This window comes from Microbacterium sp. K35, from assembly GCF_004794375.1.
Classification (GTDB): domain Bacteria; phylum Actinomycetota; class Actinomycetes; order Actinomycetales; family Microbacteriaceae; genus Microbacterium; species Microbacterium sufflavum.
This window is the reverse complement of record NZ_SSDM01000417.1, coordinates 145,397-168,068: the sequence shown is the minus strand read 5'-3', so window position 1 is coordinate 168,068 and position 22,672 is coordinate 145,397. Positions and strand designations below refer to the sequence as shown.

The following is a 22,672-nucleotide window of genomic DNA, read 5'->3' as shown; positions in this document are numbered from 1 at the left end:
CTCGGCTCCCCCTGGGATGCCGTGCAGGTCGCAACACAAGCATGGGAGCGCGAAACGCGCCTAGCGGCGGCGTTCAAAGTGTCCTAGCGGCGCTTGGATTGCGGTCTCGAGATCGCGACATAGTTGGGGCTCGGCGGAGGCATAGGTGATCTGCATAGAGTGCGAAATGTGTCCCGAAACTCGCAATTCCGTACCGTTCGTGGTGCGGTCGGAGTCATGCTCGCCGCAGTGTTCGCGATCGGTCTGAGCGGTTGTGCGCCGGATCCGGTCAGCGATTCCTTCCTCAAGGGTGAGAACACCGGCTATGTGGCCGCCGACGGCGCGATCGTCGAGATCCCGATCACCGAGCGGAGCGAACCGGTCGCCTTCAGCGGTACCACTGAAACTGGTGATGATTTCGACAGCGCGGACAACGCCGGCAAGGTCACGGTGGTGAACTTCTGGTACGCCGGGTGCGCGCCATGCCGCATCGAGGCGAAGGATCTCGAAAGCGTCTGGCAGGAATACGGCGGCGAGGATGTAGCTTTCATCGGCATCAACACCCGCGATCAGGCCGACACTGCCCAGGCTTTCGCTGACGAGTTTGGCATCACCTACCCAAGCCTGATCGACGTGACCACGGCCGAGGCGAAACTCGCATTCTCCGAGGCCGTGCCGATCCAGGCGACGCCGACGACTCTCGTGCTCGACAGACAGGGCCGTGTCGCCGCCCGCATCATCGGACCCATCGACGGCACCTCGATCCTCTCGACGCTCGTCAAAGACGCTCTAGCAGAAACACCATGAACACCGACATCATCATCGGGTCCGGCGCGCTCTGGCTCGCAGTCCCCATCGCGATGCTCGCCGGCCTCGTGTCGTTCCTGTCGCCCTGCGTGCTCCCGCTGGTCCCCGGCTACCTCGGCTTCCTCGGCGGAGCGGTCGCGCCGCGCTCGAAGGGTGACGCGACGAACGCAGTCGCGCCTGAGCGCCGTCAGCTCGTGGTCGGCGTGCTTCTGTTCATCCTCGGCTTCAGTGTCGTCTTCGTTCTCATCACTGCGCTAGGCGGCACGGCCGGCGTGTTCTTCCTACGCTGGGGAGACCTGGTCACACGCATCCTCGGCGTCGTCGTCATCCTGATGGGGCTCGTCTTCCTCGGGTTGTTCAGTTTCGCCCAGCGAGAGGTCCGCTTCCACGTCGGCTCCCGGGCCGGGGTCGTCGGGGCTCCGCTCCTCGGAGTAGCACTCGGCATCGGCTGGGCGCCGTGCATGGGTCCGACGCTTGCCGCGATCATCGCGCTTTCGTTCAACGCCGGCAACCCTGTCCGGGCCGGCTTCCTTGGCCTCGCGTATTCGCTTGGCCTCGGCATCCCGTTCCTGCTGGTCGCACTCGGGTTCGGTTGGGCGGCGAAGACGGTCGAGTTTCTCCGTCGTCACATCCGGGTGGTGAACGTCTGCGGCGGCATCCTGCTTATCGTCCTCGGCCTCCTGATGGTGACGGGGCTGTGGACCGACATCATGTCGCGGCTGACGGCGGTGATGGGCAGCGTCATCCTTCCTCTCTGAGATCCCTAGCAGGGACGTCGCGAGTGCCGACTGGAGCAGTCCTCTCTACCCAACTGCTCATGTCGACGGCGCCAGTTCGTGACCCCGTGTCGGAGCCTTAGATGTAGACGCCGCGATCTTCCATGAATCGGACGGGGTTGGTGTAACCACCGTTGATATAGACCTCGAAATGCAGATGGCACCCGAAGGATCGGCCGGTGTCACCCGCGTAGGCGATGACCTGGCCGGAATTGACCCACTGCCCCCGGCCAACGGCGATGCCACCGGGTTTGATGTGGGCGTAACCGGTGCTGACGCCCCCGCCGTGTTGGATGCGGACGTAATTACCGTAGTTGCCGTTGGCGCCGGCGTAGTCCACTGTTCCGGAGTTGGCGGCGTAGATCGCCGCTCCGCAGCCGTTGGCCATGTCCGCGCCGTAGTGGTAGCTCGAGGAGCAGCCCTGCGATCCGCAGATGGGGGTCCGCGGGCCGTAGCTTGAACTCCGGCCGCCCCCGTGGGGACGAACCCAACCGCCGCTCCCGGCGGAGCCTCCGCCGCCACCGTTGCCGCCTCCGTTGGCTGCGGCTTCGGCGGCTTCGCGTTCGCGACGGGCTCGCTCTTCGGCCTCGCGTGCGGCTACACCCGCCTGGTAGCCAGCGACAGTCTGCGTGGTGGTGTCTTTCAGCGCGGCGAGCTGCGCCTGCATCGTCTCGAGGTTCGCGGCTTGCTCGTCGAGAGCGGCTTGCGCGGCGTCGGCCGCTTCTTGTGCGGCAATCATCTTCTGCTCTGCGACCTGCTGTAGTCGGTCCCGTTCGTCGCGGGCGACCTTCGCCTGATCGGTCAGCGATTGGGCGGTGTTGCGCGCCGAGATTGCGTCATCGTAGACCGATCGGTTGTACTCGAGTAGCTTGTCCATGGTGCCCAGCCGGGACAGGAGCTCATCGGCGTTGGCCGCGGAACCGGAGAAGAACAGTTGCAGTGCTGAATCGTCTCCACCGTTGCGGTACAGCTGTGCTGCAACTTGACCGGCCCTTCGCGCAGAGGTTTCGGCAATCGCTGATTGTTCGTCGGCCTGCGCCTGCAGGCTCTCGGCTTCCGTGATCGCAGCGAAGTATTGCTGTTGTGCTGCGTAGAACTCGTCGGAGGCTGTATCGGCGGCCGCCTGAGTCTCAGCGACCTTCTGCGTCAAGGACTGGATCAGCCCTTCGATCCGGGTGATCTCGGCAGCCTTGGCAGCTTCGTTGTTCTTGGCGCGTTGGACATCGTCCCAGCTCGGGTACGACGCAGCGTACGCGGCTGAGACGCCGGAGCCGATACCGAAGGCAGCGAATGCAGCGACGCCGAGGGCGCCGAGTCCGAAAGCGCCACGTCGAGTAATACTCAGCTTCCAGAATGAGTCGCGTTCGGCGGGCGTGGGTGCACACCCGCATTCTTCAGCCGCCTCCGTAGCAGCCGCGGAGACGCTTCGTCCGTTCACTGTGCCCTCTCCTCGAGCTCGGCTTCGTGGATTCTGCTGCCAGGGGCGCATAGATTGGCGATGCTCGCGTTGCCCGCTGTCTGGTCTATCGTCCGTTCGTGGGGGCCGAAGTCGCGCCGACTCGCCCGTGATCTCTGATCTGTGCCCCATATCTGACGCACCGGGCTTGAGTTCGACTGCTCTGACACGAAGCTCACTCTTTCGGGTCCGTGTGGGCGTCGGCGCTCAACCCGTTGCGTTTCTTCTTCTTTACTTGCCGTACGACAACGGTGGCGGTGATCACCGCGGCACCTATGACAGCAACGGCGATGATGAGCGGGATCGCGATCGAAGCCACCTCGTTATCGCCTGCGGATACCACCGGGGCAGGGGTGTCCGCTGCTGGCGGTTCGGTGGTTGGCGCGGCGGAGGGCGACGCCTTTGCCGGTTGGATCCGTGATTGTTCGTTCCCGCATGCTGGTTTGTCCCATCCCAGCCCTGGCTCGATGCCGGTGGGAGCGTACGTGAACGTGAAGCTCTCGGATATGGGGTGACCGTCGCTGGAGACGGCGTTCCACAGCACGGTGTAGACGCCCGGTTCTCCGAGTGCGACCGGGGTGGTGAGGATATTGCGGTCGATGGTGGAGCAGCTGGATTCATAGAAGAGGCCGTCGGGCCCTTGCACTTGGGCGAAGCTGGCCTGGCTGAAGTCAATGAGTTCCCCGCTGAACGTGAGAGCGACGTCGTCAAGTTGGGCGACGGTTTCGTCTGCCCCGGGCACCGTGTCCAGGAGGTTGTCGTGCGCGAGAGCTGCGGGGGCAGGTGCGGCCACGATTCCCAGTGTGATGAGGGCTAGAAGTGTGCTGGCGAGCCAGCGAGTGCGGTGGGTGGAGGTCACAGGTGCGGGTCCTTTCGTACGGCGGGCGCGGGGGTGCTACCGGTAGGTCGGTTGTTGCTTTTCGTGTGGAGGACGGAGATGCCGGTGAGGATTGCGAGCGTTCCCGCGATCATCAAGGTGGCGCCTCCGGCGAGGGCCTGGTCCTGGAGGGGGGTGGGTCCCCATGTCCGCCCCATGGCGCCAAACCACTCCGCGACGATGAGGTCGGCGCGGGTGATCGTGGCGATGCCGAAGAAGGCGGCCACGCCTGTGAGCGCAATGAGTGAGGCGAAACGCCACCGCCCCTCGGGGGTCGTGGACGCATCTAGGGCGATCGATCGTGCGAAGAGGCACCCGGTGACGAGGAGCTGGCTGATCATCCATTCCGCTCCGAGCTGGTCGTAGAGCGACCATCGGAACAGGTCGGAGTAGTGGATCAACCACAGCGATGTGGCGAAAAGAGACGCCGCGACGACGGGGCGCAGAGTAAACCGTGCCAGCGGGCTGTGGGCGGCCCAGAGAAGCCATTCCCGCGGTCCTCGGCTTCCATCCTCCCGTGGATGGGTGACCAAGGTTGCGAGGGTGACGGGCGCCGCGAAGACAAGGAGCAGGGGGATTGCGAGACTGAGGAGAGCGAAGGAGAGGAATCGCAGACTGATGAGCGCGTCGTCGTAGGCGGCGAGCGGTCCACTGGTCGTCCACAGAAGCACCCCCATCCCCGCAATCCAGCTGATCGTCCGCCTGGCTGGCCACGGATACCCGCGGCGCCGTGCGCGTTGGACGCCGACGAGGTAGAAGAAGATTCCGAAACCCGCGACGAGCACCCAGAGGAGGTCGGGGCTCCACGCCGTGAACCATCTCTGCAGGGTGAGTGCGACCGGGACAGGTGCGTCGGTGAGGATCTCCGCGGCGGTGGTCTGCGGGAGTGTGACCGTATCGGCGGGGGCGGCGGTGCGGGCGAGAGCTGCGGCGGCCCCGCTCGCGATACCCATGAAACCGAGTTCGACGCTCACGATCATCCAGAAGGCGCCACGGCCCTCGTTGGCCTTTGCGATGAGTCGACGGCGGTAGGCGGCACCCAGGATGCCCATGATCAGAAGCGCGCCGATCTTTGTGCAGAGGATGAGGCCGTACGGTGAGGCCAGGTCCTCCCACCGTCCGAGGGCAGTGAGCGTCCGCGCGTATCCCGAGATGGCGACGCCGAGGAACGCGATGAGCGCCACCGTCGAGTACCGGCGGAGCAGGTTCTCGAGTTCGTGCGGAGAGCTAATCGGTCGCACGACGACGAGCAGGATGAGACCCCCGAGCCATATTGCCGCTGAAATGACATGCAGGACGAGGGACATGACCGCGGGATCGTGGTTGGCGAGCTCACCCGAATGGCCCTGGGTGGCCATGGGTATCAGGCTGATGACCGCAAGCACGGTCGTGAACAGCACCGCCCCATAGCTGCGCACAGCGAATGCGAGGACTGTCACGACTGAGGCGAGGATCGCGGTGATAAGCCATGATCGTCCCAGCTCCGTGTCGAGGAGAAAGCGGCCGAGCTGCGCACCGAACTCGGCGCCCAAGCTCACTTGCGGATTGAATGAGGACAGGAAGGTGAGAAAAGCCACCACCCCGCTGGTGATGGTGAGGGTTGCGGCGCCGGCAGAGGCAATATTTAGCGCGACGGTGAAGGGTTTCCCCCCCGAGGGGAGAGCGAACACCGCCAGCACCAGGGGCCCGAGCATCGCCGCACCGGAAAGATTGACGAACAGCTTCGCGGCTGGGAGTCCCCATCGCACGAGCGCTCCAGGGTCACTGGTGAGTCTCGGTGCAGCTCCTCCACCGATTGCGAGCCCGACCACCACAGCGATGAGTGCGGCGACAACGAGAATCGTTGGTCCAACGATCCGGAGAACGACGGGATTCATGGAGTGGTATCTCCCGTCCCAGTGCCAGGAGCGTCCGGGTCTTCCGTCACAGGTGCCGTGCATTCACCGGTCTTGGGGAGCTGCTGGATCGCCCCGGCGAGAGATTCAAGAACCGCGTCCGCCGACAGGGTGGTCGTGTCTACGTACACCTGGGCAGCCGGCTCCCGGCCGTAGGTTGTGAGCCGCAGATTCGGGGTCTCCTCCTCGTCGACGATCCAGTCGACGCCCCCCAAGCTGACACATTGCAGCGTGGTGGGGGCCGGGGGTTCCAACCCGCAGGTGAGGAGCACGCTACTGGGGGTGCCCCATGCTGCGGTGGCCTGAGCGTCCGTCCACACGCGAGCCTGGTCGCCAATCGAGTCCGGTAGTCGCACGGTGACCTCTGCGCACAGCGGGTCATTCGCGTTTGCTGCGGGCTCGAGGTGGACGGTGGGTGCGCAGCTGCTGAGTAGAAGCAGTGCGCACAGTGCCGCGACAGAGGTCAGAATCTTGAGCTTCACAACTTCATCCATCCGTCTTCTTGGGCGTCAGCATCCGCCGGCCGCTGTCGGATCGACATGATGAGCAGCGCTAGTACGGTTCCGATACTGAGTGTCCAGTCGAGCCACGGCATCAGCACGACGGCGAGGGTCGTGCCGGTGCGGAGAGGGACCTCGGTGATCTTCGCCGCGGTCGTGTCCACCGCAACCTGAGCCAACACCTGCCCGTCGCGGCCGATGACTTGACTGGTCCCGGTGGTGGAGACGTTCACGGCAGTTCTCCCTGTTTCGATCGCGCGCATGCGGGCGATGGCCAGCTGTTGGAGGTTCTCGTCGGTGCCTCTGAAGTCCGCGTTGTTGGTTTGAAACACGAACATCTGCGCGCCAGAGGCCGCGCTTTGGTGGATGACGTCGTCGTAGATGACGTCGAAACAGATCGCCAGACCGATGGGCACATCGCCAACGTTCACGAGGGGTGTGTTGGAGCCGGGCGTGTACTCGCGTTGTATCAATCCGATGAGGTCGGGGGCGATCGCTTCGTAAAACCAACGGTCCGGAACGTATTCGCCGAAAGGGACGGGGTTGGCCTTGTCGTGGAGCTGCTGCGGCCCGGCGCTGGTCCACAGCATCGAGGTGTTGAACGTATCGGCTCCACGAGTGGTCGCCGCATTCACCAGTGCCGGAGCACCAGCACCCTGCACGAGTCGATCAAGGCGGCCTGCGACGGCGACATCGCGCAGGGGATCTGCGTCAACGGCCCCTTCTGGCCAGACGAGAAGGTCCATCTCACGGTCCAGAAGAGGAGCGGTCGCTTCTTCCTGCGCGCGCATGATGTCACCTGTTGTCCTGGTGTCGAAGTAGCCGCTAGGGCCGTTGCCCTGCACCCATCCGACGCGCATCATTCCCGCTTGCTCGGTGGGGAACAGAGGGACGACTGTCGCGGCAACGACGATGACCGCCGCTGCTGCTGCTGGCTCCCATCGGCGGAGGATGAGGGCCTCCACGACGCTCGCGCAGACGAGAACCGTCAGGAAGGACAGCCCGGTGGTCCCCACCCATGAAGCGGCCTCCGCGAGCGGGCTCTCGGCGAGGCTGAAACCGACGCGCGCCCACGGGAAACCGGTGTACGGCGTACTCCCCATCAGCGTTTCTCGCAGCACCCACACCCCGGCGACGAGCACGGGAGTGATCGCGCGATACCCGTGTCGCGCCCGGGTGGTGGCGACACGATAGGCGAGTGCGATCAGCGCGCCGCCGGCACCGAACAGCAGGGATTCCAAGCCAGCCAGCGCGACCCACGGGATGGGGCCCAGAAACCGTGACACCCATACCAAGTGGGTGAAGTAGAAGGCCGCGCCGTAGACGAGGGAGATCAGGAACGCCCTGGGGAGAGAACGTCCGCGGAGCGTCCACAGCCCGATGGTTACGCTCACGAACGTTGCAGGCCACCACCCGTATGCGGGGTAGGCAAGATCCAGCATTCCTCCTGCGATGGCGGACGCGACAATCGCTACGGGGAAGGGCACCGCGGCTGGCAGGCGCGCGTTGTGCTTTCTGGGGTTGCCGCGCCTTGTTCGGCCGGAGAGGGCGTTTCTCACTAACGGGTCAGCGGTCACGGTCATGAGAGCTCAGTTTTTTGAGGTAGGCGTTGTACGTGTCGAGGTCGGTGTTCCCGTGCACGTCGGCGTACCGGTCGTCCGCGGCAGCACGAGCGGTGTCGCTGCGGAACCAACGATGCATCACGTAGATCAGCATCAGCACGGTCGGGGCTTCACCGTAGGACCATGCCAGAGCGCCGGCTAGCTGCTGGTCGGCGAGGGGATCGATGCCCAGCGCCTCTGTGGGGGCGACGAATGAGCCGACCAGGATCGTACTGGCCATCATGAGGAACACCCCGAAGAACGCGTGCAGCGCGGCTTCAGCAAACACGTCCAGTGCACGCGCACCATGACCCAACCTGACCGGCAGAGGATCGGAGGACAGGATGGGGATGGTGAACAGCATGCCGGCGAGGAGGAATCCGACCTCGAGCGCGACGTGACCTCCGGGCGCGGTGAGGATGACATCGGCAGCACCCGCAAGGTAGATGCCGTAGAACGCGAACAGGTAGAGCGGGACAGCGGCCCACGGGCTGAGTACCCATCTCGCGGCCGGGCTTCGAAGAGCACTGTGGGCTGCTGTGAGGACTACCCGTCCCGCTCCGTGATGCGGTGTTGCTCGCAGAAGAAGGGTTCCGGGTGAGCCGAGGACCAGTAGCGGCGGCACCATCATCATCAGAGTGAGCTGCTGGAACATGAAAACGGACACCAGCGCCTGGCCGTAGGTTTCAACGCCCAGACCGGTGACCGCCGCGAGGAGAATGCACCCGAGCAGGAAGCTGACCGTCCGCCACACGGGCCAACGACGCCCGTGCGTCCACAATCGGATCGCTCCGACGAGATACAGCGCAGCGAGGATCCCCGCGACGATGGGTAGCACCGGAAGCGGAATGTCGGCCGGTGCGAGGAATGTCTGCAGAGACGGGGGACTGCTGGGGATCTCGTTGCTCACACGCATGGTCGTGACACGAAGCTCTCGCCGCTCACTTCCGGATCACCTTGATCGTCGCCCCCGCTGCCAGGAACACCACGGCCGCGATGGGCTGTGCTGTGGTCCACACAACTCCGGAGAAGGGGAATGGCATCACCGGATTCCAGAGCACGGCGATCGCGAGGAAGACCGGGATCCACCACCAGTGGCGTGCCTGCAGCGCAAACCACGCGACGATCAGCCCGAAAATTGAGGCGATGAAGAGGACGAGGGGTGCCCAATTCGCCTGGAAGAGCGCCGGGGCAAGGAACAGGATCGCGGCGGCGACGAGGCTGGGGGCGAGGGCGTTCCGCTGGTAAGTGGAGGGGACGCGTTCTTTGGGACTCATGGGTGAACCGTTTCTTCGGCGGGTACAGGGTCGACGGGATCGGGATCGGGGTCTGGTCGGCGACGGCTTGTGCGCAGACCCGCGACGATGAGGAATACGGCACCGATGCCGAGAGCGACATCGGCGAGGTTGCCGATGAACAGGTTTCCGTAGGCGAGGAAGTCGGTGACGTGCCCGATCCCGAACGCGGGCGGCGAGAATAAGCGGTCGATGAGGTTTCCGATCGCACCGCCCACGATGAAACCGAAACCAACCGCCGACCACACGTTCCGGGCTCGGGTGGCGGCACCGATGAGGACTGCGGTGACAGCGACCCCGATGACGGTGATGACCCATGTGGAGCCTTCCCCGAGCGAGAAGATCGCCCCGGGGTTGAAGGCCAGTTGAAGACCGAGCCAGTCACCGATCAGCGGTATACGCGCATCTTGCCGCAACGTGTTCAGAGCAAGAGTCTTGGTGCCTTGATCGATCAGGATGACGATGGCGGCGACGATGAGCATCACGGCCGACCGGCGGACTCGATCACGCATCGGCGTCTTTCTCCGTAGCTGCGGCATCCTTGGCGGCCTGTGCGCGGTCGCGCTGGTTACGCCGGCGCCCGGCCATAACTACTCCCACGACGCCGATCCCCAGAATCAGTGCCAGACCCGAGAGGAAGAACAGGGGTAGCAGTTCGAAAGCACCGCCGCCGGATGCCGTGCCACCGTATGTTTGCGCGGGTCGGGCCGGTTCCGGCTCCTCGGTTGGGGAGGTTTCAGGGGTGGGGCTTGTGGTCGCAGTGCTGGGTTCCGTGTCCGTCGCGGGCGTGACGGTGTACACATACTCTCCGCTGATCGGGTGTCCGTCGGCGGAGACGGTCTTCCAGCGGACGGTGAAGATGCCGGTTGCGGCGTCGGGGGAGAGATGTTGGGTGATCGAGTCACCGCTCACCGTTGGCGGGTCGACGGCGACGTTTGCTCCGCTGTCATCGATAACCTCGACGACCGTTGCGTCGTCACCACCGGTGAGGGTCCCGGTGAACATCAGAGAGATCTCGTCGGGGGAGCCGTTGATGGTCGAGTCGGCGGTGGGGTACGACGAAACGAAGTCGTCATGAGCGGCGGCCGGAGATGCAGTCCCAAGTACGACGGATGCCGACAACAACAGGGTGGTGAGGACGGCAGTGGTGCGTGCCGAGAGGCGTTTATGCATGGGTGTCGTGCTCTCCGGGGTGGGATTCGGGTTCGATCTGGAAGGTGGAGTGTTCGATGCTCACGGCGAAATGTTCGCTGACGCATTGCTGAAGTGATGTCAGCAGTGCGGCGGAAGCTTCCATCGTGACGGTGTCATCGACCACGACGTGGGCGGTGAGCGTGGGGAGGTCGGTCGAGACCTGGGTCGCGTGGAGGTCGTGCACAGCGACCACGTGCGGAAGGGCAAGGATGTGGCGGCGGACGTCCTCGAGGTCGAGGCCGGCGGGTGTGGACTCCATCAACACCCGGCCGGATGCTCGCAACAGGATGAGGGTGCGGGGAATGATGAGCAGCGCGATCAAGACGCCCGCGACGGCGTCCGCCTGATACCAACCGAAAACGGCGATGAGGATGGCGCTGGCGATGACGCCGACGGAACCGAGGGCATCATTGACGACCTCGAGGAACGCGGCGCGCATGTTGAGATTGCGTCCGCGGCCGCTGAACAATACGAGCATGGAGGCGATGTTGGCGACGAGACCGACGATGCCGAAGAACAGCAGACTTCCCGAAGCGATCTCAGGGGGCTCGAACAGCCGCCGTACGCCTTCCACGAGCGCGAAGATGCCCACTCCGAGCAGCAGAGCTGCTTGAGCGAGCGCACCGAGCACCTCCGTGCGTTGAAGACCGAAGGTGTATTTGGGAGTCGGGGGACGGTTCATCAGATGCGCAGCGGTGACGGCCATCGCCAACCCGATGACATCGGTGAGCATGTGTGCAGCATCAACGAGCAGTGCGAGGCTACCTGTGATGATCGCGCCGATCACTTCGACGATGAAGACCGAGGAGGTGATCGCGAACGCGATGACCAGGCGATTGCGGGGAGTGGCGTCACCAATACCGTGACTGTGCCCTGTTTCTGTCATGGTGCTCCTTTACGGCCGTCCAACGATGAGCCGGGCGACGGTCGCCGCATCGCGACTCGCCCCAGCGAGGGTGTCAGCGTCCGCGCGGGAGTATCGCGGCATGCCAACAGTGAACAGTCCGGGGATGCGTGCACTGACGTGCAATGGCTGCCCGGGCGGCTCCGAATCTGGCAGCCATGTGTCTGCCGGCCTGTATCCGGTCGCAAGAACCACGGAATACGGCTTCATGGACGCCCCATCGGCGAACATCACGGTGTCTCCGCGAATCTCCGTTACGGCGGCGGCATGAGTGACGTCTGTCGAATCTACGCGGGGGCGTGCCTCGGACATCGGACCCTTACGCCGCAGCCTTGACCAGATGGGCCGCTCTGATACTCGTGAGGGTGCCGCTCGAGTGGAGAGGGTGACGTCGTGGGAGGACGCGAGTTCCTCAGCAATCTCCACTCCGCTGTATCCGCCGCCAACAACCAACACGGGGCCGGGGGGTACCTGCGCGGGGTAGAGGTACTGGCTGGAATGCAACACAACACCGGGTACTGCCAGTTCCTGGCGCCACCCCGGTATGCGCGGCACGGCGGCAGCTCCCGTTGCACAGACCACATTTCGGGTTTGCACCTCCCCGGCAGAGGTCGACAGATGCAGCGTGGATCCGTCGCCCAACCGGTTGACTCCAAGAGCTCGGGTGCTCCACACGGTTTTCACACCGGGGGCTTTCTCCACCGAAGACAGGTAGTCGGACATCTCATCCGCACTCGGATGACGATCTTCATCGCCCGGGAAAGGGAACCCGCGGACGACACTGTGGCGTGCCGCACTGCGTAGTTTCATCGACTGCCGCCGCGTGACCCAGCTTCGTCGACCGGGGGGTGCAGAATCGATGATCACGAAGTCTTTCTGTGGCTCAAACCCGGAGGACCTGAGCGCGGCGGCTGTCGCCAATCCGGAGTGCCCGGCGCCAACGATGATGACGCGACGGTGCGATAGCGAATGCGCCATCATTCAGCACCGTTCACCGCGGCTTCAATGCTGTCCTCCAGATCGGTCCACGTCTCCAGTACGACAGGCTCCCCATCGATGAAGAACGAGGGGGTACTGCTGACACCGAGCTGCTCACCCTCGTCGAGATCAAATTGAACCCGTTCTGCTGTCGCAGGATCAGCGACAGCCTCATCGAACGCGGCCATGTCCAATCCGAGTTCCTCCGCAAACCCCCGGAACAGGTCCGCACGAGACTCTTGAGCCTCACCCCATTGAGGCTGCGTCTCGAACAGGCGGTGATACATGTCTTCCAGGCGGCCCTGCTGCGCTGCGGCTTCGGCAGCGATCGCGGCGTTCTTCGAGTTGAGGTGACCCGGCAGCGGGAAGTAGCGGATCACGTAAGTGATCTCGCCATCGAACTTGCCGCGGAGATCCTCGACGAGGGGATAGAAAGCACCGCACGCCTCGCACTCGAAATCGAGGAACTCGACAACCGTCACCGCCCCTTCCCCTCCGTCATCGAGGACATGCGAGTTCTCACGGACGACCTGTGGACCATCAGCGGTCCCCGTCTCGGGTGCGGCAGCTTGATTCTGATTGATCAGGACGAAGACCAGCGCGACGACCAGCAACACCACGGCAAAAGCCACGGTGACAAGTACCGCTTTCACGGAAGATTTCATAGACACTCCAAACACACACAACGAACGAGGACGACCAGTGGAGCGCCATCGAAAAGATGGCGCCGCCAGGGTCAGGTCCGCGACAGAGAAAGCTGTGTGAGAGAAGGAGGCAACGCGAACAGGCACCCCGTCATGGCCGCCAGTGATGGTGCGCGCGGCAAACGTTCGCGAATACGAGAAGAGGGGACGTGACGGCGGAAGGTCCGCGTGACGATGAGCACCAAGAAGCAGCAGATGATACCCAAGAGGCACCCGGCAACACCGATCATGATGTCGTTTGCTGTGTCCCCGGTCACGACCTGTTCGGCGGTCGCGCCGACATCGCTTTCACCCGTAACCGCCGAGACATGGCCGACAGAAGGCGTCCCTAGCGACGACGAAGATGTCGTGCTCAGATACGGAGTCGCATCCGTCGCGTCACGGTGGCCGCCCTGCCATGCTCCGACAACGAGAAGAAGCGCCAGTCCGAGGGCTGTAATGATCTTCGTTATCAGGAAATCGTCGGCGCGGCTGGTGCAGTTGCGAGTGCGACCGTAGACGACCATGACCTCAGGATGCTACCAGCCCCACCAATCAAGATTCCTTGCGAACTCGTGAGCCACGCGCTGGTTCTACCGGCGAAACGAGGAAGTCTTGGGACGTCCGCTGAGCCAGCCCATCGCCCATTCAACTGGGCCAGTTCCGGCGAAGCGCCACCACAGCCAACCCACCACGATCATGCCCGGAACGATCACCAGCCAGCCCAAGTAGAAGTTCTCTGCAGAGCGGCCATACGCGTTACTCCAGAGCGCGATGAGGCCGCCATGCAGCAAGTACAGGGACAACGCCACCCGACCGCACGCGCACAGGGGAACAAAAGGGGTCTGCTGCTCGGCGCGCAGCTCGTCGGCACCCGCGGTGCGGAGATCTCCAAGCGCGTCGACACCTACGCCACGGCTCTGCACCACGGCAAGACCGTCGCAACGATGAGTGACCTCGACCTCTCCTGCACGCCCCCGCTCGGCTCCCCATGGGACGCCGTGCAGCTCGCAACGCAGGCATGGGAGCGCCAAACTCGGACGAGCACTTTGGTGTAAGTAACCCCTGGGATCGGCTACCTCAGCCCAAGTCGTTGCTGCGATCCGAACCCGGGAAAGATTGTGACCGTTCGGGGCGGCCTAGCGGGGCAGCGCAGTGAGTCCGCTCTGATCGAAGACCAAGATGTCGCCGCCGTTCGTGATGGTGATCGCTTGTGCGGAGCCGTGGGTTGTGCCGGCGGGAACCCACTCCGCGCCTGATGCGGGTCTGACCCAGATCTGTCCGCCGTTGCCGACACCGACGAGGCGCTTGCTATCGGGTGAAGCGGCGAGGAGGTAGAGCAGCGGTGCATCGTTCACGGTGGTGAACGTGGCGCCCTCATCCGCGCTGACTTGCAGCCCGTCGGGTGTGGCGGCGAACAGTTGCCCTGCGGCGTCGATGGCGAGGTTGACCGCGACGACTTCCCCGGCGGGCGACCATGTCTGTCCGGTGTCGTCGCTGCGGAGCAGTTCGATGGAGTCTGACGCAAGCCCGTACAGGCTCTCGTCCGGGCCGGCGGCGAGAGCGTGGAAGTCCTTCTCTCCGGTGAGCGAGACCGGTGACCAGGATCGGGCGCTGTCGTCGCTTCGGATGATTCCGAGGTTGGGGGAACCGAGTTCGGGGGCAGTCGTTCGCCCGGGGTGTCCAGACGCGATGAGGGTATCCCCGATGGCGGTGAGGCCCATCGCGTCAAAGTCGGTGTTCTGGACGCGGTCGCCAATTTCGCCGTCAAGCGTGGCCGTGTAGATCCCGTCGTGGGCGCCCAGTAGGTAGCCGTCTCCTGAGGGGTCAGGCACGATCGCGTGGACGTGTTCGATGGTGGTGGCGTGGTCGTGTCCGGTGGTCGGCTCGGCAGGTGCTGTGCACCCGGCGAGCACGATGCTGGCCGCGATTGTCGTAGCGATCGTGAGTGCTCCGCGACGTCGCAGGCGGGAAGTAGGCAGGGTGAAGTTCTTGAGGGTTCGCATGATGGTGTCCGCAAACAGATCTATGGGTGGGGTGCGGGAGTCCCGCACCCCACCCGTGGATCACGGAGTTGCGAGGATCTCCTTCATGGTGGCGATCTCTTCCGTTTGCGTGTCGATGATGGTCTCGGCCAGTGCGACGGCGTCGCTGTTCTGACCGTTGTCGACTTCGTCTTGCGCCATGTCGACGGCACCCTCGTGGTGCTGGATCATCTGCTCGAGGAACAGACGCCCCGCATCGGGACCGGCGGCATCTTCGAGGGCCTGCATGTCCTCTTCGGACATCATGCCGCTGCCGTGATCCATGCCCTCCATGCTGTCCATCTCCGCGCCCCAGTCTTCGAGCCACTGGTCCATCTGCTGGATCTCGGGCTCCTGAGCGGCTTTGATTTCTTCGGCGAGAGAGACGACGCGCTCGTCAACGCCGTCCTTGCTGAGGAGGACGTCGGACATCTCGATGGCCTGTGCGTGGTGTTCCTTCATCATGCTGGCGAACATGATGTCGGCGTCATTCGCATCTGCTGTCTCTGCGGGCGCGGACGAGCTGCCGCCGTGGTCCATGCCTTCCATGCCGTTGTCGGATCCGGTGGTTCCCGCGCAGCCGGCGAGGGCGAGCAGTGCGGTGAGGGTGAGTGCGGCGATCGCCGCGGGTCGAATCTTCATGAGGGTTCTCCAAGGGTCAGTGATGGGGCCCGGCGGCTGCCGGTGCCCGAGGGTGCGTTGCCCGCCAGAGCGGGCTAGCGCGTGATCACGTGCGACTGATGCAGAGAACCGTGAGAGATGGAGGCGGGGGAAGGGCGTGAGCGCGGGCGGGCCCGCGTGTTGTCGCGGGCGCGCGGGTCGCAACCAAGAGGGTGTGCCGCCAGCCGAGCCCGATCCGCCTGAGAAGGATGGTGGCCACCAGGAGCGCGAGGACGCACGCCATCCACGTCATCGAATCTCCGGCCCCACACGTCGCGCATCCCGCCTCCTGTGTCGGCGCGGCTGGCACGAGGGCGGTCGCGGAGGCGTCGGGGTGATGGGCGGATACTTCGGCCTGAGTGCTGACGGTGACGGTGTCATGGTGACCGGCGGCCGTCGCATGCGAGTTGAAGGAGTGCATCGCCAGTAGGCCGGCGATAATGCCCACGGCGATCGCGAGGACGGCCAGGACGGTGTGGGTGAGCGTGCGCGGTCCGCGCACCTGTTGTGAGACCTTGATCAGCGACATACTCACCTCCCGTTCGCCCCAGCCTACGTCCGTCGACCTAACTGTTTCTCGCTACTTACCGGCCACGGCGTCCGGGCGCAGATCCAGTCGGCGCAGCAGCTGCGCGTTGAGCGCGACGACGATGGTTGACAGGGACATCAGCAGCGCGCCCACGGACATCGGGAGCACGAACCCGATCGGGGCGAGCACTCCGGCGGCGAGGGGGACGGAGAGCAGGTTGTAGCCGGCGGCCCACCAGAGGTTCTGCTTCATCTTCCGGTAGCTGGCCCGCGACAGTTCGATCACCGAGAGCACCGACCGGGGGTCGTCGCTGGCGAGGATGACGCCCGCGGACGCGATCGCAACATCCGTCCCGGCGCCGATGGCGATGCCGACGTCGGCCTGCGCGAGCGCGGGGGCGTCGTTGACACCGTCTCCGACCATCGCGACCTTGCGCCCTTCGCCTTGCAGCTCTTTCACCTTCGAGGCCTTGTCTTCGGGTCGGACCCCGGCGAAGTACCGGTCGATGCCGAGCTCGCCCGCGACGGAGGCTGCGACCGCGTCGGCGTCACCGGTGATCATGACCACCTGCACGCCACGCTCGTGGAGGGCCTCGACGGCGTGACGCGACTCCGAGCGGATCTCATCCGCCAAGCGCAGGGCACCCGCGACCTGTCCGTCGACGAGCACGTGGAGGATGATCGCACCCTCACGGCGCCACTCGTCGGCGACCGGTAGCTCGGAGGCGTGTTCCTGCTCGAGCATGTACGGGCCACCGACCTGCACCACGCGCCCATCGACACGTGCACGGACCCCGACCGCCGGGGACGATTCGAAATCGGCTGACGAGGGGACCGTGAGGGTCTTCTCTTTCGCCGCGTTGACGATCGCGCGGGCGAGGGGGTGTTCGGAGTCTGCTTCCGCGGCCGCGGCCCAGGCCAGCAGCTGGTCAGGGTCGGTCCCGGAGACGGGGTCGATCGCGGTCACGGCGGGGGTGCCCTTGGTGAGCGTGCCGGTCTTGTCGAACAGGACGGTGTCGACGGTGCGCATGCTCTCCAGCGCGAGACGGTCCTTGATCAGCACGCCTCCGCGAGCGGCACGCTCGGTGGCGATCGACACGACGAGCGGGATCGCCAGACCGAGCGCGTGCGGGCAGGCGATCACCAGCACGGTGATCGTGCGGATCACGGCGGCGTCGGGCATGCCGACGATCGTCCAGACGATGGCGGTGATCGCGGCGGCGCCGAGCGCGAACCAGAACAGCCACCCGGCGGCCTTGTCTGCGAGCCGCTGCGCGCGCGAGGATGAATTCTGCGCTTCGGTCACCAGCTTTTGGATCCCCGCGAGAGCGGTGTCGTCGCCGATCGCGGTGATCTCGACCCGCACCCCGGAATCGGTGGCGACGGTGCCGGCGATGACCTGGTCGCCGTCGCTGCGGCGCACGGGCCGGGACTCGCCGGTGATCATCGACTCGTCCATGCTGGCCGAGCCCTGCACGATCCGCCCGTCAGCGGGCACCCGCCCGCCTGGGCGCACCACCACCACGTCACCCACCAGCAGATCGGACGGGGCGACCGTCACGGTCGTGTCGCCTTCGATCTTTTCCGCCTCGTCGGGCAGCAGTGCAGCGAGGGAATCCAGTGCTGAGGTGGTCTGTGCGAGGGAGCGCATCTCGATCCAGTGGCCGAGCAGCATGATCACGATCAGCAGCGCCAGCTCCCACCAGAAGTCCAGCTCATGATGGAGGAGGCCGAGGCTCGCGCCCCAGGATGCGAGGAACGCGACCGTGATCGCGAGGGCGATCAGGAGCATCATTCCGGGCTTGCGGGCACGAAGTTCACTCACCGCGCCGGTGAGGAACGGGGCCCCACCCCAGATGTACATGACCGTCCCGAGAACCGGGGACACCCACCCAACCCAGGCGGCTTCCGGCAACGGGTACCCGAGCAGCATCGAGAACATCCCCGAGAACCCGACAACCGGGACCGCAAGGACCAGCATGATCCAGAACAACCGCCGGAACTGGCCCACGTGATCGCCGTGGCCCGCGTGACCGCCGTGGCCCGCGTGACCTTGAGGAGCGCCGTGGTCGTGGCTCATCGCCGCGTGGTCATGCTGCGCCGTCGGCGCGGTGCCGGGATTCTCGTGTGCGATGTGATGGGTGTGCTCGTCGTGCTGGCTCATCAGAACTCCTTGTTCGATGCGCCCGGGGTCGAGCCGGGTGCGGACGGATAAGTGAATCAGGCCTGGCTGGTCGCGAGGCTGTAACCGGCCTCTTCGACCGCAGCCCTCACGGCAGCGGGATCGACAGGGGCTGCGCTGTGGATCGTCACGCGGGACGAGCCGCCGGCGTTCAGGTCGACAGCGACGAACGCGACACCGTCAAGCGCGCTCAGTTCCTCACTGACGCTCGACACACAGTGCGAGCACGTCATTCCCGTGACCAGTACCTCTTCCGAGACCGGGGCCGCCACAGGAGCGGATGCCTCGATGTTCGATGGGGCTGCGCAGCATGCGCAACCAGCGTTTGCGTCCTTCAGTCCGAGTTCGATGCGGTCAGTCATAGTGAATTTCTCCAGATCGTTAGACGTGTGGTTATGAACGGACCAGGCGAGCGATGGCGTCGTTAGCTTCGCGGACCTTCTCCGCCGCAACCTCGCCACCCTCAGCGCTTGCCTGAGCGACGCAATGGCTCAGATGGTCACCCAGGAGCGACAAGGCCACCGTTTCGAGCGCCTTCGTGGCCGCAGCGACCTGCGTCAGGATGTCGATGCAGTACTTGTCCTCATCGACCATCCGCGAGATACCTCGCACCTGACCCTCAACCCGACTCAATCGCTTGCGCAGATCCGCCTTGTTGTCGGTGTAACCGTTCATACCCACAACATACCCCCTGGGGGTATGTAACTCAACAGGCACCGGCCTATTCCCGAACGACAGCCTCCGGCTGCAGTTTCGCGGGACGATCGCTATCGAGCGCCCGGCGGCATGCGGCGTCGTCCACCACAGCAGGATCGCGCACCTCACGACTGGTTGACGCGGCGACGAACAGAACGCCATAACATTCGATCGAATTGATAACCAGTCAGCGGTCACTGTATAGTTCAGTGCATGCTGACCATTGCTTCCCGTCTTGATGTGATGAACCGACTCGGCCGGGCCATGGCTGATCCGACCCGTTCCCGGATCTTAATGACGTTGCTCGACGGACCGAGCTATCCCGCTGTGCTCTCGCGCGAACTGGAGCTGACGCGCTCGAACGTGTCGAACCACCTCACCTGCCTGCGCGATTGCGGCATCGTCGTTGCCGAGCCGGAGGGCCGTCAGACCCGATACGAAATCGCCGACCCGCACCTAGCTGCTGCCCTCGTCGCACTGGTGGACGTGACGCTGGCTGTCGACGTGCACGCCCCGTGCGTGGACTCGGCGTGCACGGTGGCGGGCTGCTGCGGAGCGGGGGCTGGCGCGTGAGCGAGGCGTGTGGTTGCGAGCATGAGCCTGCCGCCACGGCGGGAGAGGAACACGAAGAGGCTGAGCGGCCCTGGTGGAAAGACCGCGGGATCATGGTGCCGATCTTCTCGGGTGTCGCGTTCCTGGGGGGTCTGATCCTCGAGTGGTCCGGCTTAGAGATCCCGGCGTTGGTGCTGTTCTGGGTCGGACTACTGCTGGGCGCGTCGACGTTCACGCCGGGCGCGATCCGGAAACTATTCAAGGGCAAGCTCGGCATCGGGTTGCTGATGACGATCAGCGCGATCGGCGCAGTCATCCTCGGGTACGTGGAGGAGGCTGCAGCTCTGGCGTTCTTGTACTCGATCGCTGAGGCGCTCGAGGACAAGGCGATGGACCGCGCCCGCGGCGGGCTAAGGGCACTGCTGAAGCTCGTGCCGGAGACAGCGACGGTGCTGCAGGGCGGTGTCTCCGCGCAGGTACCGGCGAGAGAGTTGACGGTTGGCCAGGTCATGGTGGTCCGCCCGGGTGAGCGGATCGCGACCGATGGGATCGTCCGATCCGGGCGCTCCAGCCTGGACACATCGGCGATCACCGGGGAGTCGATCCCGGTCGAGGTCGAGCCTGGCGATGTTGTGTCGGCCGGTGCGATCAACAGTGCCGGCGCGCTGGAGGTTGAGGCGACGGCTGCGGGCACCGATAACTCGCTCACGACGATCGTGGAGCTGGTCGAGAAAGCGCAGACCGACAAGGGCGAGCGTGCCCGTCTGGCGGACAGGATCGCCCGCCCACTGGTGCCCGGCGTTCTGATCCTCGCGGCGCTCGTCGCGATCATCGGTTCGCTGCTGGGTGACCCGGAGGTGTGGATCACCCGCGCGCTCGTCGTGCTGGTCGCGGCGTCTCCGTGTGCGCTGGCGATCTCGGTCCCGCTGACGGTCGTCGCTGCGATCGGCGCCGCGAGCAAGTTCGGTGTGATCATCAAGTCCGGCGCCGTTTTCGAGCGCTTCGGTACGGTCCGGCACGTCGCCGTCGACAAGACCGGAACCCTTACCCGCAACGAACCCGTGGTCACCGCCGTACTCACCGCGAACGGTGTAACCGAGGTCCAGGCGTTGGCGTGGGCGGCTGCGCTGGAGCAGCACAGCACACATCCTCTTGCCTCAGCGATCACCGCCGCAGCTCCGGGGACACCGGCAGCTGCAGATGTGACCGAGCAGGCCGGCCACGGTATTGACGGCACCGTCGACGGATCGAGAATCACCGTCGGCAGTCCCCGCTGGCTGGACGCCGGCGACCTCGTTGAGCGGGTCGCAACGCTGGAAGAGCAGGGCATGACCGTCGTCATCGTGCACCGAGACGGGTCACCGGTCGCCGCGATCGGCGTCCGCGACGAGCTGCGCCCTGAAGTCCCCCAGGTAGTCCGGACACTCACCGGCCAGGGCGTCGGGGTGACGATGCTCACCGGCGACAACGCCCGGACCGCTCGTGCCCTGGCTGCGCAGGCCGGGATCAGCGATGTGCGCGCGGAGCTGCGCCCGGAGGACAAGGCGACCGCGATCGGGGAACTGTCGAAGGCGGGACCGGTCGCGATGATCGGCGATGGCATCAACGATGCCCCCGCCCTCGCGGGCGCAGACGTCGGCATCGCGATGGGCGCGACCGGCTCCGACGCAGCGATCGAATCCGCGGACGTGGCCTTCACCGGCCATGATCTACGCCTCATCCCGCGGGCGTTCGATCACGCCCGGCGCGGTCGACGGATCATCAACCAGAACATCATCCTGTCGCTGCTGATCATCACCGCCCTGCTCCCGCTCGCGCTCTTCGGCGTCCTGGGGCTCGCGGCTGTCGTCCTGGTCCACGAGGTCGCCGAGGTCATCGTGATCCTCAACGGCCTGCGGGCCGCCCGCACCCGCACGCCACGACTGGGACGCTGATGCTCGCCACCATTGGATCAGCGATCGGCCTGTTCGCGGCAACCAACATCGACGACATCGTCGTGCTCACCGTGCTTTTCCTCGCCTCCAGCCGAGGGAAACCCCGGCCGTGGCAGATCGTCGCAGGCCAGTACCTCGGGTTCATCACCCTCGTCGTCATCAGCGTGATCGCCGCGCTCGGCCTCACCATCGTCCCGGACGAATGGGTCGGCTTCCTTGGCCTGATCCCGCTCGGCATCGGCATCTGGACGCTCATTCGCGGCCTGCGCCGCAACGGCGATGACGATGACGACGACTCCAAGATCACCGCGGTCGGACTGTGGGGCGTCGCTGGTATCACGATCGCCAACGGGGCGGACAACATCTCCCTCTACACGCCGATCTTCCGCACCAGCACGCCCGGCGACGTCGCGATCATGATCGTCGTGTTCCTCATCCTCGTTGCCGTCTGGTGCGCGGCGGGCCGGCTCATCGGCACTAACAAGGCAGTCACCGAGGGGTTGGAGCGCGTCGAGCACTGGCTTGTACCGGCAGTTTTCATCGGTCTGGGCCTGTTCATCCTGATCGAATCCGGGGTCATCGTCCGTCTGATCGAGGTCCTCGCATGATCCCTTCCGAAACAGAAGCTCACCCGCCCGCTGTGCGCGAGCGGTCGTCGGCGCGGCGGTGGCAGCTCACTGGTGGAGCGCTCCTGATCGCCGTGATTGTCGTGTTGATTGATCAGGGAACGAAGGTGTGGGCTGAAGCGGCCCTCACTGAGCGTGAGCGCGTCCCCCTAATCGGTGACCTGTTGGGTTTGCAGCTCGCCTACAACCCCGGAGCGGCATTCTCCTTCGGGGAAGGCTTCACCTGGGTGTTCGCGCTGCTAGCCGTCGCCGCCACCGTCACAGCAATCGTGTTCGCGTTCCGAGTACAACGCCTGGGATGGGCAATCGTCATCGGCGCGCTCGGAGGAGCTGCCGCCTCACACGCAGGCGACCGCCTTTTCCGCGATCCGGGATTCGCCCGCGGACACGTCGTGGACTTTCTCGCCTACGGAAATTGGTTCATCGGGAACATCGCCGACATCGTGATCTTCGCCGCAGCGGTCACCGGAGCGCTCCTCATGATCCGCGCCGGCGATGAGGCCACAAAGTGAAACCGCTTTGAGA

General features: G+C 65.0%; 26 protein-coding genes. 6 read left to right on the top strand and 20 right to left on the bottom strand.

Annotated features, from left to right (window positions below; genetic code table 11):
• Window positions 1-216: 216 nt before the first annotated feature.
• Together DW299_RS18190 and DW299_RS18185 are read left to right on the top strand one after the other, a co-directional pair.
• On the top strand, window positions 217-786 hold the full coding sequence (locus DW299_RS18190; RefSeq protein WP_036271563.1) for a TlpA family protein disulfide reductase: 570 nt from the start codon (window positions 217-219) through the stop codon (window positions 784-786).
• Window positions 783-1,544, top strand: a complete 762-nt coding sequence (locus tag DW299_RS18185; RefSeq protein WP_029259124.1) for a cytochrome c biogenesis CcdA family protein — start codon at window positions 783-785, stop codon at window positions 1,542-1,544. Before DW299_RS18190 ends, DW299_RS18185 begins: the two co-directional genes overlap by 4 nt.
• Before the next feature lie 97 nt (window positions 1,545-1,641).
• On the opposite strand, the gene DW299_RS18180 is transcribed toward DW299_RS18185, so the two are convergent.
• The 20 genes from DW299_RS18180 to DW299_RS18085 form a co-directional block, all read right to left on the bottom strand.
• Window positions 1,642-3,000, bottom strand: coding sequence for a M23 family metallopeptidase (locus DW299_RS18180; RefSeq protein WP_136037404.1), 1,359 nt, complete (start codon window positions 2,998-3,000; stop codon window positions 1,642-1,644).
• A 193-nt stretch (window positions 3,001-3,193) separates the two neighbouring features.
• Window positions 3,194-3,811 (bottom strand): copper resistance CopC family protein, encoded by a 618-nt coding sequence (locus DW299_RS18175; protein ID WP_168442833.1) that lies wholly within the window; start codon window positions 3,809-3,811, stop codon window positions 3,194-3,196.
• Between the two features lie 62 nt (window positions 3,812-3,873).
• The gene (locus tag DW299_RS18170; protein WP_168442834.1) at window positions 3,874-5,772 is read right to left on the bottom strand and encodes a bifunctional copper resistance protein CopD/cytochrome c oxidase assembly protein; all 1,899 of its coding nucleotides are present in this window, start codon (window positions 5,770-5,772) and stop codon (window positions 3,874-3,876) included.
• The gene (locus DW299_RS18165; RefSeq protein ID WP_055876958.1) at window positions 5,769-6,284 is read right to left on the bottom strand and encodes a DUF3515 family protein; all 516 of its coding nucleotides are present in this window, start codon (window positions 6,282-6,284) and stop codon (window positions 5,769-5,771) included. The genes DW299_RS18170 and DW299_RS18165 overlap by 4 nt, the downstream gene beginning before the upstream one ends.
• A complete protein-coding gene (gene lnt, locus DW299_RS18160; RefSeq protein ID WP_240745449.1) occupies window positions 6,269-7,732 on the bottom strand; it encodes an apolipoprotein N-acyltransferase in 1,464 nt (487 codons plus the stop codon). Before lnt ends, DW299_RS18165 begins: the two co-directional genes overlap by 16 nt.
• A gap of 124 nt (window positions 7,733-7,856) precedes the next feature.
• On the bottom strand, window positions 7,857-8,807 hold the full coding sequence (locus DW299_RS18155) for a cytochrome c oxidase assembly protein (RefSeq protein ID WP_136031766.1): 951 nt from the start codon (window positions 8,805-8,807) through the stop codon (window positions 7,857-7,859).
• A gap of 25 nt (window positions 8,808-8,832) precedes the next feature.
• Window positions 8,833-9,168, bottom strand: coding sequence for a DUF6804 family protein (locus DW299_RS18150; RefSeq protein WP_045278974.1), 336 nt, complete (start codon window positions 9,166-9,168; stop codon window positions 8,833-8,835).
• Window positions 9,165-9,671, bottom strand: a complete 507-nt coding sequence (gene lspA / locus DW299_RS18145) for a signal peptidase II (protein ID WP_342589059.1) — start codon at window positions 9,669-9,671, stop codon at window positions 9,165-9,167. The genes DW299_RS18150 and lspA overlap by 4 nt, the downstream gene beginning before the upstream one ends.
• A 19-nt stretch (window positions 9,672-9,690) precedes the next feature.
• Complete coding sequence (locus DW299_RS18140) at window positions 9,691-10,359, bottom strand: copper resistance CopC family protein (RefSeq protein WP_136037402.1); 669 nt, start codon at window positions 10,357-10,359, stop codon at window positions 9,691-9,693.
• Window positions 10,352-11,266, bottom strand: a complete 915-nt coding sequence (locus DW299_RS18135; protein ID WP_029259133.1) for a cation diffusion facilitator family transporter — start codon at window positions 11,264-11,266, stop codon at window positions 10,352-10,354. The genes DW299_RS18140 and DW299_RS18135 overlap by 8 nt, the downstream gene beginning before the upstream one ends.
• A 9-nt stretch (window positions 11,267-11,275) precedes the next feature.
• The gene (locus DW299_RS18130) at window positions 11,276-12,262 is read right to left on the bottom strand and encodes an NAD(P)-binding domain-containing protein (RefSeq protein WP_136031914.1); all 987 of its coding nucleotides are present in this window, start codon (window positions 12,260-12,262) and stop codon (window positions 11,276-11,278) included.
• Window positions 12,262-12,927 carry a DsbA family protein gene (locus DW299_RS18125; RefSeq protein ID WP_136031776.1) on the bottom strand — a complete coding sequence of 222 codons (666 nt, stop codon included), beginning with the start codon at window positions 12,925-12,927 and terminating at the stop codon, window positions 12,262-12,264. The genes DW299_RS18130 and DW299_RS18125 overlap by 1 nt, the downstream gene beginning before the upstream one ends.
• Window positions 12,928-12,998: 71 nt before the next feature.
• Window positions 12,999-13,472 carry a hypothetical protein gene (locus DW299_RS18120; protein ID WP_136031778.1) on the bottom strand — a complete coding sequence of 158 codons (474 nt, stop codon included), beginning with the start codon at window positions 13,470-13,472 and terminating at the stop codon, window positions 12,999-13,001.
• Between the two features lie 66 nt (window positions 13,473-13,538).
• Window positions 13,539-13,874 (bottom strand): hypothetical protein, encoded by a 336-nt coding sequence (locus DW299_RS19325; protein WP_168442832.1) that lies wholly within the window; start codon window positions 13,872-13,874, stop codon window positions 13,539-13,541.
• A 210-nt stretch (window positions 13,875-14,084) separates the two neighbouring features.
• Window positions 14,085-14,951 (bottom strand): F510_1955 family glycosylhydrolase, encoded by an 867-nt coding sequence (locus DW299_RS18110; RefSeq protein ID WP_045278977.1) that lies wholly within the window; start codon window positions 14,949-14,951, stop codon window positions 14,085-14,087.
• Between the two features lie 60 nt (window positions 14,952-15,011).
• Entirely contained in the window at window positions 15,012-15,611 is a 600-nt protein-coding gene (locus DW299_RS18105) for a DUF305 domain-containing protein (RefSeq protein WP_029259139.1), read from the bottom strand.
• Window positions 15,612-15,696: 85 nt separating this feature from the next.
• The gene (locus DW299_RS18100; protein ID WP_051671013.1) at window positions 15,697-16,158 is read right to left on the bottom strand and encodes a DUF6153 family protein; all 462 of its coding nucleotides are present in this window, start codon (window positions 16,156-16,158) and stop codon (window positions 15,697-15,699) included.
• Window positions 16,159-16,209: 51 nt separating this feature from the next.
• Complete coding sequence (locus DW299_RS18095; protein ID WP_200935185.1) at window positions 16,210-18,321, bottom strand: heavy metal translocating P-type ATPase; 2,112 nt, start codon at window positions 18,319-18,321, stop codon at window positions 16,210-16,212.
• 56 nt (window positions 18,322-18,377) lie between these two features.
• Window positions 18,378-18,701 carry a heavy-metal-associated domain-containing protein gene (locus DW299_RS18090; protein WP_029259143.1) on the bottom strand — a complete coding sequence of 108 codons (324 nt, stop codon included), beginning with the start codon at window positions 18,699-18,701 and terminating at the stop codon, window positions 18,378-18,380.
• 31 nt (window positions 18,702-18,732) lie between these two features.
• Entirely contained in the window at window positions 18,733-19,014 is a 282-nt protein-coding gene (locus DW299_RS18085) for a metal-sensitive transcriptional regulator (protein WP_029259144.1), read from the bottom strand.
• Between the two features lie 234 nt (window positions 19,015-19,248).
• Between DW299_RS18085 and cmtR the strand changes: the two genes are divergently transcribed.
• Genes cmtR through DW299_RS18065 form a run of 4 tightly spaced genes read left to right on the top strand, consistent with a single transcriptional unit; the run spans window position 19,249 to window position 22,659 of the window.
• A complete protein-coding gene (gene cmtR / locus DW299_RS18080) occupies window positions 19,249-19,608 on the top strand; it encodes a Cd(II)/Pb(II)-sensing metalloregulatory transcriptional regulator CmtR (protein WP_029259145.1) in 360 nt (119 codons plus the stop codon).
• Complete coding sequence (locus DW299_RS18075) at window positions 19,605-21,521, top strand: heavy metal translocating P-type ATPase (RefSeq protein WP_036271584.1); 1,917 nt, start codon at window positions 19,605-19,607, stop codon at window positions 21,519-21,521. The genes cmtR and DW299_RS18075 overlap by 4 nt, the downstream gene beginning before the upstream one ends.
• Window positions 21,521-22,129, top strand: a complete 609-nt coding sequence (locus DW299_RS18070; RefSeq protein ID WP_029259147.1) for a cadmium resistance transporter — start codon at window positions 21,521-21,523, stop codon at window positions 22,127-22,129. The genes DW299_RS18075 and DW299_RS18070 overlap by 1 nt, the downstream gene beginning before the upstream one ends.
• Complete coding sequence (locus DW299_RS18065) at window positions 22,126-22,659, top strand: signal peptidase II (protein WP_231494440.1); 534 nt, start codon at window positions 22,126-22,128, stop codon at window positions 22,657-22,659. The genes DW299_RS18070 and DW299_RS18065 overlap by 4 nt, the downstream gene beginning before the upstream one ends.
• Window positions 22,660-22,672 lie beyond the last annotated feature (13 nt).